The sequence below is a fragment of the Massilia sp. LjRoot122 genome (genome assembly GCF_964252725.1).
GTDB lineage: Bacteria > Pseudomonadota > Gammaproteobacteria > Burkholderiales > Burkholderiaceae_D > Telluria.
Genome location: NZ_CAXUPB020000001.1, coordinates 437,317 through 453,423 on the forward strand (window position 1 = coordinate 437,317; position 16,107 = coordinate 453,423).

Here is a 16,107-nt window from a genome sequence, read left to right on the forward strand (position 1 = left end):
GACAACGTTAATGCCGCTTGAATGGCAGTGCGGAAGAGACCGCCTGCCGGCAGGAGCGGCCTCAGGAATTCTCCATCCCCCTAAGGAAAAACAACATGCAAAAGAACATCGCGATTGTCGGCGCCGGTTTTTCCGGGGCTGTCATTGCCAACCAGCTCGCCAAGGCTGGCTACACCGTCGAGATCTTCGAATCGCGCCCGCACATCGCGGGTAACTGCCACTCCGAGCGCGATGCCGAGACCGGCGTCATGGTGCACATCTACGGTCCGCACATCTTCCACACCGACATCGAGCGCGTGTGGGAGTTCGTCAACGGCTACAGCCGCTTCATGCCCTACGTGAACCGCGTCAAGGCGATCACCAACAACAGCGTCTATACGCTGCCGATCAACCTGCTGACGATTAACCAGTTCTTCGGCAAGACCTTCCGCCCGGCCGAAGCCCAGGAATTCCTCGCTTCGCTGGGCGACAAGTCGATAGAGAACCCGGTGACCTTCGAAGACCAGGCGCTGCGCTTCGTCGGCCGCGAACTGTACGAAGCCTTCTTCAAGACCTACACCGTCAAGCAGTGGGGCATGCAGCCGACCGAGCTCCCGGCCAGCATCCTCAAGCGCCTGCCGGTGCGCTTCAACTACGACGACAACTACTTCGCGCACAAGTACCAGGGCATGCCGGAAGACGGCTATACCGCGCTGGTCGAGAAGATCATGGACGTGCCGGGCATCACCCTGCACCTGAACACCAGGTTCGACCCGGCCCTGAAAGGCGACTACGCGCACGTGTTCTACAGCGGCCCGATCGACGCCTGGTTCAATCACTCCGAAGGCCGCCTGCCTTACCGCACGCTCGACTTCGAGGTCTTCCGCGACACCGGCGACTACCAGGGCAATGCCGTCATCAACTACTGCGACGACAGCCAGCCGTATACCCGCATCACCGAGCACAAGCACTTTTCGCCGTGGGAAAAGCACGAGAAGACCCTGTGCTACAAGGAATTCAGCCGTCAGTGCGAAGAGAAGGACATTCCTTACTACCCGATCCGCCAGGCGCGCGACAAGCAGCAGCTGGAACGCTACGTGAACGTGGCGCGCGAGGAGCCGAACGTGACCTTCGTCGGCCGCCTCGGCACCTACCGCTACCTGGACATGGACGTGACCATCAACGAAGCGCTGGCGACCAGCGACAAGTTCCTCGAATGCGCCAAGGGCAACGCGCGCATGCCGGCCTTCGTGATCGATCCGCTGGCATAAGAAAACGGCGGCCGTACAGGCCGCCGTTGTGTTCTGCAGCCTGTGCTTAGCTGCTCAGGCCGGCGCCGGCCGCATTGTCCTTGCGCTCGATCAGCTCGACCTTGTAGCCGTCCGGATCGGTGATGAAGGCGATCACGGTGCTGCCGCCCTTGACCGGGCCCGGCTCGCGCGTGATGTTGCCCCCTAGGGCGCGCACCTGGTCGCAGGTGGCGTAGATGTCCTCGGTCGAGAGGGCGATGTGGCCGTAGGCGGTGCCCATGTCGTAGCTGTCGACGCCGTAGTTGTAGGTCAGTTCGAGTTCCGCGTGGTCCGGGTTGCTGCCGTAGCCGAGGAAGGCGAGCTTGTACTTGTACTCGGGATTGTCGCTAGTGCGCAGCAGCTTCATGCCGAGGACATTGGTGTAGAAGTCGATGGAACGCTGCAGGTCGCCGACGCGGAGCATGGTGTGAAGAATGCGCATGGAAGAGTCCTTCTGGTGATTCGGAAAGCGGTCATTCTATGCGCTGGCGGCGGATCCTGCAGAGTACGAATTCGCCTCAGTTTTCCAGCTTCGCCGTCATCGTGATGTTCGCGTTCAGCAGCTTCGACACCGGGCAGTTTTCCTTCGCAGTGTTGGCCGCCTTGTCGAAGGCTTCCTGGCTGGCGCCGGGGATCCTGGCCACCAGGTCGAGGTGCACCGCGGTGATCGAGAAGCCGCCTTCGACTTTTTCCATCGAAACCGTTGCCGTGGTGCGCAGTTCCTGGGCCGTCATGCCGGCCTGGCCCAGCTGGCCGGACAGCGCCATCGTGAAGCAGCCCGCGTGGGCGGCGCCGATCAGTTCTTCCGGATTGGTGCCGGGGCCGTCCTCGAAGCGGGTATTGAAGCCGTACTGGGCGTCCTTGAGCACGCCGCTCGCGGTCGAGACCGCACCCTTGCCGTCCTTCAGGCCACCGCTCCAGACGGCACTGCCGTTACGCTTGATGGTCATCGTATTCCTTTCAAAGATTGTTCTTGTCCGCCGTGTCGTTGGCGGTGTCGTGCCGGCGCATCGAGCGGTTGGCGTCCGGCTGCGGCTTGGCCTGGCCGGTGGCGCCGGCCGCCGGTTCGACCGCCTTTTCCAGGCCGTCCGGGTTGGTGCCGTAGCAGTCGGTGTTCTGCAGGCCCTGCGCCATATCCGACGCGGCCTGCTCCATGATGCCGCGCGGTTCCTGGTCCTGCGCGTCCGGGCTTTCGTCGCGCTCGTGCGGCTGGCGCTTGACGCCATCGTTCTCGATCGGTGCCTTCGTGTTGACGAAGCGGTCCTTGGTTTCGGTGACCATGTCAGCCCTCCTTCCATATTGCAGTTAATTCAATCCTAACCGTGCCCCGCCGAAGAAGTCGCGCAATTGGATGTGTGAGAATGCGAGATGCTTTTTTGCAATTAACCGCTTAACATGGCAGCTTGGATGACATTGCCGGATCCGCCCCATGACCACTGAAGCTCTCCTGATCCACGACCATGCCGACGCCTGCAAGAACTGCGGCACGGCTACGCACGGCAATTACTGCCACCAGTGCGGCCAGCCGGCCCATGTGCACGTGCCCAGCGCACGCGAGTTCCTGCATGAATTCCTCGGGCATTACGTGGCGCTGGAAGGCAAGCTGTGGAAGTCGCTGGCGCTGCTGCTGTTCAAGCCGGGCTTCCTGAGCCGCGAGTACATCGAGGGCCGGCGCGTGCGCTATGTCGAGCCGCTGCGCCTCTACCTGACGTTCAGCATCATCTTCTTTGCGCTGTTCAAGTTGAGCGCGGTCGATATCATCAACATCGGCAACGGACGCGATAGTACGCGGCCTGCGGTGAGCGCGCCGGCCGCCGTCCAGGCGCCGGACGAAGACCTCAGCAGGGTAGGGAGCGAGGCCCGCCTCTGGCTGCGCGGCATCAGCCCGCGCCTGGAGCAGGGGGCCGACCGCTTCCTCGCCATGCCGCGGGAAGAACAGAAGGCCACGTCCAAGCGCGTCTTCTTCAGCTATACGCCGTATGCGATCTTCCTGATGATGCCGGTGTTCGCCCTGTACCTGAAACTGCTCTACCTCGGCTCCGGCCGGCGCTATGGCGAACACTTCCTGTTCGCCCTGCACAGCAATGCCTTCGCCTTCTTCATGCTGAGCCTGTTCATACTGGCGGACGGCTGGAACTTCGTCCGCTTCGTGCTCCTCGCCTGGCTGGTGTTCTATCTACCGACCGCGATGCGGCGGGTGTACGGCGGCGGCCGGGCCATGACGGCGCTGCGCTGGGTCGTGCTGCTGGCGCTGCACCTGCTCACCCTGGTGACGGTGGTGTCGCTGGCGGTGGCGCTCGGCCTGCTGCTCTGATCTTGCCGGAAGCGAGCGGCGCCCTTATACTGTTTATTTGTACAGTCATTTGACGGGCGCCCATAGGGAGCCATATAGCAGACGCAGGGATAATCGGTTAATCTCCGTAGTCCCTACTCAATCGCCCTGGACCCATGTCAGTGTCGCCTGAAAAGCAAAAAATCATCGCGCTCGTAGTGCGGCAGAACACTCCCGGCATCGAAGAGCCGGCCAGGCAGCTCACGGATTTCCTGTCCGGGGAAGGCTACCGCGTCGTGTTCGAGACCGAAACCGCGGCCTACCTGGGCATCGCGGGTATCGAGGCCATGACGGTGACCGAGATCGGCGAGCAGGGCAGCTACGCGGTCGTGATGGGCGGCGACGGCACCATGCTCGGCATCGCGCGCCAGCTCGCCAAGTACCACATCCCGCTCATCGGCATCAACTCCGGCCGGCTGGGCTTCATCACCGACATCCCGCTCGACCGCATGGTGCCGGCGCTGCACGAGATCCTGCAGGGCCGGGGCCGGATCGAAGAGCGCACGCTGCTCGAGGCGCGCGTGGTGCGCGACGACAGCGAGATCTTTTGCAGCGTGGCCTTCAACGACGTGGTGGTGGCGCGTGGCACCGGCGCCGGCATGGTCGAGCTCAAGGTCGGCGTGGACGGCGAGTTCATGTACAACCAGCGCGCCGACGGCCTGATCGTCTCCACCCCCACCGGTTCGACCGCGTATGCGCTGTCGGCCGGCGGCCCGCTGCTGCATCCGAGCCTGCAGGGCATCGTGCTGGTGCCAATCGCCCCGCATGCGCTGTCGAACCGGCCGATCGTCGTGCCCGAGTCGAGCGAGATCGTGGTGGAACTGGTGGCGGGACGCGACATCAGCGTCAACTTCGACATGCAGACCTTCACCAGCCTGCAGCTGGGCGACCGCATCGTCATCTCGCGCTCGCCGCACACGATCACCTTCCTGCACCCGCGCGGCTGGAGCTATTACCATACGCTGCGCGAAAAGCTGCACTGGAACGAATACCCGACCAACGAAGGCAAGCTCACCTGAGCATCGATAGCCACGACAGGAGACCTGATTTTTCATGCTGCGCACACTTACCATCCGTGACTTCGTCATTGTCGACGCCATCGAGCTCGAGTTCGCGAACGGCTTCACGGTGTTCACCGGCGAGACCGGCGCCGGCAAGTCGATCCTGATCGACGCGCTGCAACTGGCGTTGGGCGGGCGCGGCGACGCGAGCATGGTGCGGGAGGGAACCACCAAGGCCGACATCACGGCCGACTTCGCAGTGACCGAAGCCGCCGCTGCCTGGCTGGCGCAGCACGAATTCGGCAGCGAGGAAGGCGGGGCGCTGCTGCGCCGCGTGATCGACAACGCCGGCCGCTCCAAGGCCTACATCAACGGCATCAGTGCCACCGCCGCGCAGTTGCGCGAGTTGGGCGACATGCTGGTCGACATCCACGGCCAGCACGCGCACCAGTCGCTGCTCAAGAACGATGCCCAGCGTGCCCTGCTCGACAACCAGATCGCCGTGCGCGATGCGGCCGCCAGCGAAGAAGTACAGGCCGTGGCGCTCGCCTACAAGGCCTGGAAGGCGCTGGTGCGCCAGCGCGAGGAATTCGAAAACGATGCCCGTAATGTGCTGATCGAGCGCGAGCGCCTGGAATGGCAGGTGAGCGAGCTCGACAAATTGGCGCCGAAGGCCGGCGAGTGGACCGAGATCAGCAACGAGCACAGCCGCCTGTCGCACGCGGCCAGTCTGCTCGATGGCGCGCAGGAAGCGCTGCAGGCCATCTCGGAAGCCGACCAGCCGATCCTGTCACAGCTGTCCTCGCTGAACACCAAGCTGGGCAAGCTGGTGAGCGTGGATGCCGAACTGCAGGCCGTGCTCGACTGCATGGAGCCGGCCCGCATCCAGCTGCAGGAAGCGGTGTACGCGCTGAACAACTACATCGACAAGGTCGAACTCGACCCGGCCCGCCTGCGCGAAGTGGACGCCCGCATGGAAGCGCTGCACAGCGCCGCGCGCAAGTACCACGTCACGCCGGAAGAGCTGCACGAGGAGCATGCGGCGCTGGCCACCCGCCTGCGCCAGCTGGCCGACGCCAGCGACATCGACGGCCTGCGCAAGCAGGAAGAGAAGGCCAGGGCGGCCTACATGGAAGTGGCGCGGCGCCTGTCGAAGCGGCGGCAACAGGCGGCCGTCGAGCTGGGCAAGGGCGTGACCTCGGCGATGCAGGAGCTGAGCATGAGCGGCGGCAGCTTCGCGGTAGCGCTGAACGAAGGCGAGCCGGGCGCGCATGGCCTGGAGCAGGTCGAATTCCTGGTGGCCGGCCATGCCGGCGTGGCGCCGCGGCCGCTGGCCAAGGTGGCCTCGGGCGGCGAACTGGCGCGCATCTCGCTGGCGATCGCCGTGATCACCGCGCACGCGACCACCACGCCGACCCTGATCTTCGACGAGGTCGACACCGGCATCGGCGGCGGCGTGGCCGAGGTGGTGGGCCGTCTGCTCAAGCGCCTGGGCCAGCAGCGCCAGGTACTGTGCGTCACCCACCTGCCGCAGGTGGCGAGCCAGGCCAACCAGCACTTCCAGGTCGCCAAGGGCACCACCGGCGAGGGCCGCACGGTGTCGCGCATCGACGTGCTCGATACCCGGGCTCGGGTGGAAGAGGTGGCGCGCATGCTGGGCGGGATCGAGATTACGGAGACGACGCGCAAGCATGCGCGAGAGTTGCTGGCGTCGTAGGGTGGGCGGGTCTCCCGCCCACGCGGTGATAGTTGGCGGCAAGATCACCGAGCACGAAACCAGAGCCGTTAGCAATCACCGCGTGGGCGGCACAGCCGCCCACCCTACCGTCATCCGGAATTCACCATTCTGTGGCAAAGTGACAAACGCTCCGCCTTCGGCGAGCTTGTCCAACCATGACTAGGAGAATCTCGAATGAGCATCGAAAAAGTGCTGTACCGCGCCCAGGCCACCTCGCAAGGCGGCCGTGAAGGCAGCTCGAAAAGTTCCGACAATGTGCTTGACCTGAAGCTGAGCACCCCGAAAGAACTCGGCGGCGGTGGCGGTTCCGGCACCAATCCCGAGCAGTTGTTCGCGGCCGGCTATTCCGCCTGCTTCCTCGGCGCCCTGAAGTTTGTGGCCGGCAAGGAAGGCGTGTCGCTGCCGCAGGACCTGACCGTCACCGGCGACGTCGGCATCGGCCAGATCCCGACCGGCTTCGGCATCGAAGTCGACCTGAGCATCAAGGCACCCGGCATGGACCAGGCCCAGCTGAAAGACCTGGTCGACAAGGCCCACGTGGTCTGCCCGTACTCGAACGCCACCCGCAACAACATCGACGTGCGCCTGCACACCACGACTTGACCCGTTGTTGTTGGCTGTAGACACGTCAGCCAGGGGGGCGCCACTTATAATGACGGGCGTCCCTTCAATCACTTGAGCTCATGCCTTTCAGAAAAGAACCGCCTTTCCCCCACGGTACCGTGCCCGGCAGCGCCATCGTGCTGGTCAACCTCGGCACGCCGGACGAACCCACCCGCAAGGCCGTCCGCCGCTACCTGAAGCAGTTCCTTTCCGATCCGCGCGTGGTCGAGATCCCGGCCCGGATCTGGTGGTTCATCCTGAACCTGTTCATCCTGCCTTTCCGCTCCGGCCAGTCGGCCGCCAAGTACCGCACCATCTGGACCAGGGAAGGCTCGCCGCTGAAGGTGCATACCCAGAAGCAGGCGGCCCTGCTGGAAAAGACCCTTGCCGAGCGCGGCCATGAAGGCGTGAAGGTGGTGATGGCGATGCGCTACGGCTCGCCCTCGCTGCCCGACGTGCTGGACCGCCTGCAGGCCGAGTACTGCCAGCGCATCGTGGTCCTGCCGGCCTATCCCCAGTATTCCGGCACCACCACCGCCTCGGTCTGGGACGCCGTCTACGCCCACTATGCGCGCATTCGCAACGTCCCCGAGCTGCGCCTGGTACGCCACTACCACGACCACGAAGGCTATATCGAGGCGCTGCGCGTCCAGGTCGAATCCTATTGGGAAGCCCACGGCCGCGGCCAGAAGCTGGTGATGAGTTTCCACGGCACCCCCAAGCGCACCCTGATGCTCGGCGACCCGTATTTCTGCGAATGCCAGAAGACCGCGCGCCTGCTGGCGGTGGCCCTGGGCATGGGCGCCGACGAATACATCGTCACCTTCCAGTCGCGTTTCGGCAAGGCCGAGTGGCTGCAGCCCTATACCGCGCCCACCGTGCAGGAACTGGCGCGCCAGGGACTGGAGCGGATCGACGTCATCTGCCCCGGCTTCACCAGCGACTGCCTGGAAACCCTGGAAGAGATCAACATGGAAGTGCGCCACGATTTCGAGGCCGCCGGGGGCAAGGAATACCACTACATCCCCTGCCTGAACGAGTCGCCGGCCTGGATCACGGGCCTGGCCGAGGTCGCCGAACAGCACCTGATCGGCTGGCCGACCATCCTCACGCCGGCCCAGCGCGCGGCCCGGCGCCGTGATGCACAGGTCGGTGCCCAGCACGCCGCCCAGCTGGGGGCCTAAAGCTGGATCTTATCGACCTGTTAAAATAAGCGCTTACCCGTCAATGCCAGGGCGCCGCGCCGATACCGACGTAGCACAGCCATGCCAGCACCGCCAGGGTGTACAGCACGACGGCGCCACTGATCAGTTGAAGTCTCATGATGTCTGTCCGGTAGTGCGGCCCCCGCCGCAAGCTTGACAGAAAGAGTAAGACTTTTCGCTGGGAAATGATTCAGGGAAACCGTAAATCTTGTAACAAATGATTTCCACTTTTTCACGGGCTCACTTGGAAATGCCCCTTGAAAATGTAGGACATCGCCCCATGTAGGGCCCTGTGTGTCAGGCAGGACACGTTACCAACTCAGCCAAGTCCTTGATTCTAGGAGTTTTTTCGATGCAAGACCAAGAAAACCAAGAGCTGTCCAAGCAGGACAACGCCGCAGCGCAGGCGGATACCACCGCAGCAGCCGCGACCGAGGCTGCACAAGCCAGCGCCGGCCAGGCAGGCGTTCCGCCATCCGGAGCGCCGGCCGCCCCTGAGTCGGACCTGGAAGCCCAGCTGAGCGCTACCGAGGCCAAACTGGCCGAAATGCATGACGCCTTCATGCGCGCGAAAGCCGACGCGGAAAACATCCGCCGCCGCGCCCAGGAAGACGTCACCAAGGCCCATAAATTCGCCATCGAAAGCTTCGCCGAGGCCATGGTGCCGGTGCGCGACAGCCTGGAAATGGCGCTGAAGGTCGAGACCCAGACCGTCGAAGCCATCCGCGAAGGCGTCGAAATGACGCTCAAGCAGCTGACCGCCGCGTTCGAAAAGAACCGCCTGGTCGAAGTCATGCCGGCAGCGGGCGAGAAACTCGACCCGAACAAGCACCAGGCCGTGGCCGTGGTGCCGTCCGAGCAGGAGGCCAATACCGTGGTCACCGTGCTGCAAAAGGGCTACATGATCGCCGACCGCCTGCTGCGTCCGGCCATCGTGACGGCAGCAGCGCCGAAGTAAAGCAGGAGCTGGACGCTGCGGCCCTTGAAAGCACGCAGTATTTCCCAATATTGAATCCATCCGAAACTACAGCATTTAAAAGGAAAACAACTATGGGCAAGATCATCGGTATTGACCTGGGAACCACCAACTCCTGCGTCGCGATCATGGAGAATGGCCAGCCGAAGGTCATCGAGAACGCGGAAGGCGCGCGCACCACGCCGTCGATCATCGCTTACCAGGAAGACGGCGAGATCCTCGTCGGCGCCCCGGCGAAGCGCCAGGCTGTGACCAACCCGAAGAACACCCTGTTCGCGGTGAAGCGCCTGATCGGCCGCAAGTTCGCCGAGAAGGAAGTCCAGAAAGACATCTCGCTGATGCCTTACCAGATCATGGGCGCCGACAACGGCGACGCATGGGTCGGCGTGCGCGACAAGAAGCTGGCGCCGCCGCAGATCTCGGCTGAAGTCCTGCGCAAGATGAAGAAGACCGCCGAAGACTACCTCGGCGAAGAAGTGACCGAAGCCGTCATCACCGTCCCGGCCTACTTCAACGACTCGCAGCGCCAGGCGACCAAGGACGCCGGCCGCATCGCGGGCCTGGACGTCAAGCGCATCATCAACGAGCCGACCGCGGCCGCGCTGGCATTCGGCCTGGACAAGACCGACAAGGGTGACCGCAAGATCGCCGTGTACGACCTCGGCGGCGGCACCTTCGACGTGTCGATCATCGAGATCGCCGACGTCGACGGCGAGAAGCAGTTCGAAGTGCTGTCGACCAACGGCGACACCTTCCTGGGCGGCGAAGACTTCGACCAGCGCATCATCGACTACATCATCGACGAATTCCGCAAGATCAACGGCCTCGACCTGTCGAAAGACGCGATCGCCCTGCAGCGCATCAAGGCATCGGCCGAGCGCGCGAAGATCGAACTGTCGTCCTCGCAGCAGACCGAGATCAACGAGCCCTACATCGCCATGGCGAACGGCGCGCCGGTGCACCTGAACCTGAAGATGACCCGCGCCAAGCTGGAATCACTGGTCGAGGAACTGATCTCGAAGACCATCGAGCCGTGCCGCATCGCCATCAAGGATGCCGGCGTCAAGGTCTCGGACATCGACGACATCATCCTGGTCGGCGGCATGACCCGTATGCCGAAGGTGCAGGAGAAGGTCAAGGAGTTCTTCGGCAAGGATCCGCGCAAGGACGTCAACCCGGACGAGGCCGTCGCTGTCGGCGCCGCCATCCAGGGTTCGGTCCTGTCGGGCGAGCGCAAGGACCTGCTGCTGCTGGACGTGACCCCGCTGTCGCTGGGTATCGAAACCCTGGGCGGCGTGATGACCAAGATGATCCACAAGAACACCACGATCCCGACCAAGTTCTCGCAGGTGTTCTCGACCGCCGACGACAACCAGCCGGCCGTGACCATCAAGGTCTACCAGGGCGAGCGTGAAATCGCAGCGGGCAACAAGGGCCTGGGCGAGTTCAACCTCGAAGGCATCCCGCCGGCGGCACGCGGCACCCCGCAGATCGAAGTGACCTTCGACATCGACGCCAACGGCATCCTGCACGTGGGCGCGAAGGACAAGGCCACCGGCAAGGAAAACAAGATCACCATCAAGGCCAACTCGGGCCTGTCGGAAGAAGAAATCCAGAAGATGGTGAAGGATGCCGAGCTGAACGCGGAAGAGGACAAGAAGGTCAAGGAACTGGCAGAAGCCCGCAACCAGGGCGATGCGCTGGTCCACTCGACCAAGAAGTCCCTGACCGAGTACGGCGACAAGCTGGAAGCCGGCGAGAAGGAAAAGATCGAAGCGGCGATCACCGACCTGGAAGGCGCGATCAAGAGCGGCGACAAGGCGGACATCGACGCCAAGACCGCGGCCCTGTCGGAAGCGGCCCAGAAGCTGGGTGAGAAGATGTACGCCGACATGCAGGCGCAGCAGGCCGGCGCGGCCGGCGGCCAGCAGGCTGGCGGCCAGGGCGGCGAATCGGCTCCACAGCAGGACGACGTGGTGGACGCCGACTTCAAGGAAGTGAAAGACGCTAAGTAATCCCGGGCGGGGCAGGTACATGAGACCCGCCCCGCAGCACGGGACAGGCCGAGCCGCTGCGACCGATTGGTTTCCCGGCTCGGTTTTTTTGCATACACCGTTTTACCAGATCAACAAGCAAGGTGCCGCCAATGGCAAAGCGTGATTTTTACGAGATCCTCGGGGTCGCGAAGAATGCGTCGGAAGACGACATCAAGAAGTCGTATCGCAAGCTCGCGATGAAGTACCACCCCGACCGCAATCCCGACAACAAGGAAGCGGAAGAGAAGTTCAAGGAGGTCAAGGAAGCCTACGAGATGCTGACCAATCCGGAGAAGCGCGAGGCCTATGACCGCTACGGTCATGCCGGCGTCGATCCGAACATGGGCGGCGGAGGCTTCGGCGGCGGCGCAGGCGGTTTCGGCGATGCCTTCGGCGACATCTTCGGCGACATCTTCGGCGGTGGCCGTGGCGGCCGCGGCGGCGGACCCCAGGTCTACCGCGGCGCCGACCTGCGCTACAACCTCGAGATCACCCTGGAGCAGGCGGCGCACGGCTACGAGACCACCATCCGCGTGCCGAGCTGGGACAAGTGCGACACCTGCCACGGCAGCGGCGCCAAGCCGGGCACCCAGCCGGTCACCTGCACCACCTGCTCGGGCCACGGCCAGGTGCGCATGCAGCAAGGCTTCTTCAGCATCCAGCAGACCTGCCCGAAGTGCCACGGCAGCGGCAAGATCATTCCGGAACCCTGCGCAGCCTGCGGCGGCGCCGGACGCATCAAGCGCAACAAGACGCTGGAAGTGAAGATCCCGGCCGGTATCGACAACGGCATGCGCATCCGCTCGACCGGCAACGGCGAGCCGGGCACCAACGGCGGGCCGCCGGGCGACCTGTACGTGGAGATCCACATCAAGCCGCACCAGGTGTTCCAGCGTGAAGGCGACGACCTGCACTGCGAGATGCCGATCTCCTTCGCCAAGGCGGCGCTGGGCGGCGAAATCGAAGTGCCGACCCTGACCGGCAAGGTGTCGTTCACGGTGCCTGAAGGTACCCAGACCGGCAAGACCTTCCGCCTCAAGGGCAAGGGCGTCAAGGGCGTGCGCTCGGGCTATACCGGCGACCTGTTCTGCCACGTGGTGGTCGAGACCCCGGTCAAGCTGACCGAGAAGCAGAAGGACCTGCTGCGCGAGTTCGAACGCTCGACCAACGAAGGCGGCGCCAAGCACAGCCCGCAGAGCAAGGGCTGGATGGACAAGGTCAAGGACTTCTTCGAGTAAGCAGCCGAATCAAACCGCCGGGCGGCGCAAGTCCCCGGCGGTTTTTTTTCGTTGGTATACTTACCTATTCAGCATGCATTGCATCATAGGGAGAAACATGGACAACAAGACGACGGGCGTGACCGCCGAAGACCTCTTCGCACGCAACCGCAAATGGGCTGCCTCGATGGTGGCCGAAGACCCGACCTTCTTCAAGGCGCTGTCGGAACAGCAGGCCCCGGAATACCTGTGGATCGGCTGCTCGGACAGCCGCGTGCCGGCCAACGAGCTGCTGGGCATGGCCCCGGGTGAACTGTTCGTGCACCGGAACATCGCCAACGTGGTGGTGCACTCGGACCTGAACTGCCTGAGCGTGCTGCAGTTCGCGATCGACGTGCTGAAGGTGAAGCACATCATCATCTGCGGCCACTACGGCTGCTCGGGCGTGGGCGCGGCGCTGACCGGCGCCCGCGTCGGCCTCGCCGACAACTGGTTGGGCCACGTGCGCGACGTGCGCGAGAAGCATGGCCAGTACCTCGGCAACGTGTCGGGCCGCGCGGCGGTCAACCGCCTGGTGGAGCTGAACGTGGCCGAGCAGGTGGTCAACGTGGCGCACACGACCATCGTGCGCGACGCTTGGGAACGCGGCCAGCCGCTGACCATTCACAGCTGGGTCTACGGCGTGCACGACGGCCTGCTGCGCGACCTCGGCATCACGGTCAGCAGCTTCGAGGAGATCGCGCCCAAGCGCGAGCGCATGTTGAGCGGCTACATCGACGGGGAGCAGGTGCGTGACGAACGTCGCGGACAGTGAGCTGACCCGGCTGCGCGATCTCGTCCGCGCCTTCGTGGACGAGCGCGACTGGGACCAGTTCCATACGCCGAAGAACCTCGCCTCGGCCTTGACGGTCGAGGCGGCGGAGCTGCTGGAACACTTCCAGTGGCTGCAGCATGGACGACTCGAGGAACTCGGTCCTGACAAGCTGGACCAGGTGCGGCACGAGATGGCCGACGTGCTGGTCTACCTGGTGCGCCTGGCCGACAAGCTGGATGTCGACCTGTTCGCTGCCGTGCAGGAGAAGATGGTGCTCAACCGGGAGAAATACCCGGCCGAGCAGGTGCGTGGCGACGCGCGCAAGTACTACGAATACAAGAAATAATCCCGCCGGGCGGCACCACGCCGCCTATTGCCGTGACGAAATAAAATTTCATTACTTCGTTTCCCATGAAATAGTATTTCGTCACCGGTGCTGCCTTACCGTGTTGGCATGCTTCTCGAGTTACCGTTAAGATTTTGCTATGGAACTCAGTTCCTTGGCAGATCAGCACAAGCACGCTCCAGCCGCGCCACATTGATCTGGCGCAGCTGATCTGAATCATTGGCCACTCGCGCCCGGACCAGAATGCTCGTATCATGGTTTCGTGCGCTTCACGACAAGGTAGAGACCATGCGCCCCATCGTCATCGTCCCCGCATGCACCCGTGATTTCGGCGAACACCCTTATCACGCGGCCCAGCACAAGTATGTCGACGCCGTCGTCCTCGGCGCCGATTGCGCCCCCATGATCCTGCCTTCCCTGGGCGCCTCGCTTGACCTGGAAACCATGCTGGCCCTGTGCGACGGCATCATGCTGACCGGCTCGGCCTCGAACGTCCATCCCAGCTACTATTCCGAGGAAGTGCTCGACCCTTCGCTGCCGCAGGATCCGGCGCGCGACCAGACCACGCTGCCCCTGATCCGCGAAGCGGTCAAGCGCGGCATCCCGATCATCGCGATCTGCCGTGGTTTCCAGGAGATGAACGTGGCGCTCGGCGGCAGCCTGCACCAGGCGGTGCAGGCCGTAGCCGGCAAGTTCGACCACCGCGAGAATCCCGAGCTCGGCATGGACGAGCAGTACGGCGACGCCCATAACGTCATGCTCACGCCCGGCGGCTGCCTCGAGCGCATGCTGGGGCAGCCGGAGATCCCGGTGAACTCGCTGCACGGGCAGGGCATCCACGAACTCGCGCCCGGCCTGACGGTCGAAGCAGTAGCGGAGGACGGGCTGGTCGAAGCCTTTTCCGTGTCGACCGCGCCCGGCTTCACGCTGGCGGTGCAGTGGCACCCCGAGTGGCGCATCCAGCACAACCCGTATTCGATGAAGATGTTCGGCGCCTTCGGCCAGGCCTGCCGCGATTACCAAGCCCAGAAACAACGGAGTTCCGCATGAGCGAAGTCGCCAACCGGACGGCCTGCCTGTGGGCGACGAGTGCCGTTCCCTAGCTTCCCTGCCTGAACCGAGCAGCGCGCATGCGTGCGCGCGTATCCCAAACAGACAGTGAGGCAATCATGGCAATCCGCGACAATTTTTCTTACACCGACATGGAGGAGTGGCTCAACGCCAAACGGGTCACCGAAATCGAATGCCTGGTCCCCGACCTGACCGGTGTCGCCCGTGGAAAAATCCTCCCCCGCATCAAGTTCACCGACGACCGCGGCATGCGCATCCCCGAAGTGGTGCTGGGCATGACCGTCACCGGCAATACCCCCGAGCGCGACGAATCCTATAACCGCGCCATCGCGGTCACCGACCGCGACATGATCCTCAAGGCCGACCCGACCACCATCACCATGGTGCCCTGGGCGGTCGACCCGACCGCGCAGGTCATCCACGACTGCTATTTCTCCGACGGCACGCTGGTCGACTATGCGCCGCGCAGCGTGCTGCGCCGTGTGCTCAAGCTCTACGCCGAGCGCGGCTGGAAGCCGGTGGTGGCGCCCGAGCTCGAGTTCTACCTCACGGCCAAGAACATCGATCCCAACCTGCCGCTCACCTCGCCGGTCGGCCGCAGCGGCCGCGCCGAGACCAGCCGCCAGGTCTACAGCATCGACGCCGTCAACGAATTCGACCCGCTGTTCGAGGACATCTACGATTACTGCGAGATGATGAACCTCGACGTCGACACCCTCATCCACGAGATCGGCGCCGGCCAGATGGAGATCAACTTCCTGCACGGCGACCCGCTGGGGCTGGCGGACAAGGTCTTCTACTTCAAGCGCACCCTGCGCGAGGCCGCGCTCAAGCACGAGATGTACGCGACCTTCATGGCCAAGCCGATGGCCGACGAGCCCGGCTCGGCGATGCACGTGCACCAGAGCGTGGTCGACCTGGACAGCGGCCGCAACATCTTCAGCAATCCCGACGGCACGGAGGCGCCGTCCTTCCGCCACTACATCGGCGGCCTGCAGCGCTACATGCCCTCGGCGATGGCCATCATCGCGCCCTACGTGAATTCCTACCGCCGCATCGTGCGCCACTCGGCGGCGCCGATCAACCTGCAGTGGGGCATGGACAACCGCACCGTGGGCTTCCGCGTGCCGGTGTCGGGCGCCCAGGACCGGCGCGTCGAGAACCGCGTGATCGGTGCCGACGCCAATCCCTACCTGGCGCTGGCCGTGACCCTGGCCTGCGGCTACCTGGGCATGCTCGATGCGGTCGAGCCGAGCGGCATGGTCGAGGGCAGCGCCTACGACATGCCGGTCGAGCTGCCGCAGGGCCTGTCCGAAGCCATCACCCTGCTGCGCCGCGAAGACCGTTTGCGCGACGTGCTGGGCGAGCGCTTCATCGACGTGTACTCCGCGGTGAAGGACCTCGAGCACCAGGAGTTCATGCGCGTCATCAGTCCGTGGGAGCGGGAACACCTGCTGCTGCACGTCTGATCGGGCCACGTTGGCTGGTTCACACAAAAAA

General features: G+C 64.0%; 16 protein-coding genes. 13 read left to right on the plus strand and 3 right to left on the minus strand.

Annotation, left to right across the window (positions count from 1 at the left end):
- Positions 1 to 95 precede the first annotated feature (95 nt).
- The gene (gene glf / locus ACSQ25_RS01955; RefSeq protein ID WP_436104030.1) at positions 96 to 1,250 is read left to right on the plus strand and encodes a UDP-galactopyranose mutase; all 1,155 of its coding nucleotides are present in this window, start codon (positions 96 to 98) and stop codon (positions 1,248 to 1,250) included.
- 46 nt (positions 1,251 to 1,296) lie between these two features.
- Here the strand turns inward: glf and gloA are convergent, their stop codons facing one another.
- From gloA to ACSQ25_RS01970, 3 genes are all read right to left on the minus strand, one after another.
- The gene (gloA, locus tag ACSQ25_RS01960) at positions 1,297 to 1,710 is read right to left on the minus strand and encodes a lactoylglutathione lyase (protein ID WP_436104031.1); all 414 of its coding nucleotides are present in this window, start codon (positions 1,708 to 1,710) and stop codon (positions 1,297 to 1,299) included.
- 76 nt (positions 1,711 to 1,786) lie between these two features.
- A complete protein-coding gene (locus ACSQ25_RS01965) occupies positions 1,787 to 2,218 on the minus strand; it encodes an OsmC family protein (RefSeq protein WP_436104032.1) in 432 nt (143 codons plus the stop codon).
- Positions 2,219 to 2,228: 10 nt separating this feature from the next.
- Positions 2,229 to 2,549 carry a hypothetical protein gene (locus ACSQ25_RS01970; protein WP_436104033.1) on the minus strand — a complete coding sequence of 107 codons (321 nt, stop codon included), beginning with the start codon at positions 2,547 to 2,549 and terminating at the stop codon, positions 2,229 to 2,231.
- A gap of 148 nt (positions 2,550 to 2,697) precedes the next feature.
- On the opposite strand from ACSQ25_RS01970, the gene ACSQ25_RS01975 reads away from it, so the two are divergent.
- The 12 genes from ACSQ25_RS01975 (at position 2,698) to ACSQ25_RS02030 (ending at position 16,076) form a co-directional block, all read left to right on the plus strand.
- Positions 2,698 to 3,582, plus strand: coding sequence for a DUF3667 domain-containing protein (locus ACSQ25_RS01975; protein ID WP_436104034.1), 885 nt, complete (start codon positions 2,698 to 2,700; stop codon positions 3,580 to 3,582).
- Positions 3,583 to 3,716: 134 nt separating this feature from the next.
- The gene (locus tag ACSQ25_RS01980; RefSeq protein WP_436104035.1) at positions 3,717 to 4,619 is read left to right on the plus strand and encodes an NAD kinase; all 903 of its coding nucleotides are present in this window, start codon (positions 3,717 to 3,719) and stop codon (positions 4,617 to 4,619) included.
- Between the two features lie 34 nt (positions 4,620 to 4,653).
- Positions 4,654 to 6,318 carry a DNA repair protein RecN gene (gene recN, locus ACSQ25_RS01985; RefSeq protein ID WP_436104036.1) on the plus strand — a complete coding sequence of 555 codons (1,665 nt, stop codon included), beginning with the start codon at positions 4,654 to 4,656 and terminating at the stop codon, positions 6,316 to 6,318.
- Positions 6,319 to 6,513: 195 nt separating this feature from the next.
- On the plus strand, positions 6,514 to 6,942 hold the full coding sequence (locus ACSQ25_RS01990) for an organic hydroperoxide resistance protein (protein ID WP_436104037.1): 429 nt from the start codon (positions 6,514 to 6,516) through the stop codon (positions 6,940 to 6,942).
- Positions 6,943 to 7,022: 80 nt separating this feature from the next.
- The gene (gene hemH / locus ACSQ25_RS01995; protein WP_436104038.1) at positions 7,023 to 8,126 is read left to right on the plus strand and encodes a ferrochelatase; all 1,104 of its coding nucleotides are present in this window, start codon (positions 7,023 to 7,025) and stop codon (positions 8,124 to 8,126) included.
- 373 nt (positions 8,127 to 8,499) lie between these two features.
- Positions 8,500 to 9,105, plus strand: a complete 606-nt coding sequence (grpE, locus tag ACSQ25_RS02000; protein ID WP_436104039.1) for a nucleotide exchange factor GrpE — start codon at positions 8,500 to 8,502, stop codon at positions 9,103 to 9,105.
- 92 nt (positions 9,106 to 9,197) lie between these two features.
- Positions 9,198 to 11,138, plus strand: coding sequence for a molecular chaperone DnaK (dnaK, locus tag ACSQ25_RS02005; RefSeq protein WP_436104040.1), 1,941 nt, complete (start codon positions 9,198 to 9,200; stop codon positions 11,136 to 11,138).
- A gap of 131 nt (positions 11,139 to 11,269) precedes the next feature.
- The gene (dnaJ, locus tag ACSQ25_RS02010; protein ID WP_436104041.1) at positions 11,270 to 12,397 is read left to right on the plus strand and encodes a molecular chaperone DnaJ; all 1,128 of its coding nucleotides are present in this window, start codon (positions 11,270 to 11,272) and stop codon (positions 12,395 to 12,397) included.
- Between the two features lie 97 nt (positions 12,398 to 12,494).
- The gene (gene can, locus ACSQ25_RS02015) at positions 12,495 to 13,190 is read left to right on the plus strand and encodes a carbonate dehydratase (protein ID WP_436104042.1); all 696 of its coding nucleotides are present in this window, start codon (positions 12,495 to 12,497) and stop codon (positions 13,188 to 13,190) included.
- A complete protein-coding gene (locus tag ACSQ25_RS02020; RefSeq protein WP_436104043.1) occupies positions 13,168 to 13,536 on the plus strand; it encodes a nucleotide pyrophosphohydrolase in 369 nt (122 codons plus the stop codon). Before can ends, ACSQ25_RS02020 begins: the two co-directional genes overlap by 23 nt.
- Positions 13,537 to 13,824: 288 nt before the next feature.
- The gene (locus ACSQ25_RS02025; RefSeq protein WP_436104044.1) at positions 13,825 to 14,586 is read left to right on the plus strand and encodes a gamma-glutamyl-gamma-aminobutyrate hydrolase family protein; all 762 of its coding nucleotides are present in this window, start codon (positions 13,825 to 13,827) and stop codon (positions 14,584 to 14,586) included.
- Between the two features lie 119 nt (positions 14,587 to 14,705).
- A complete protein-coding gene (locus ACSQ25_RS02030; RefSeq protein ID WP_436104045.1) occupies positions 14,706 to 16,076 on the plus strand; it encodes a glutamine synthetase family protein in 1,371 nt (456 codons plus the stop codon).
- The last annotated feature ends 31 nt before the right edge of the window (positions 16,077 to 16,107 follow it).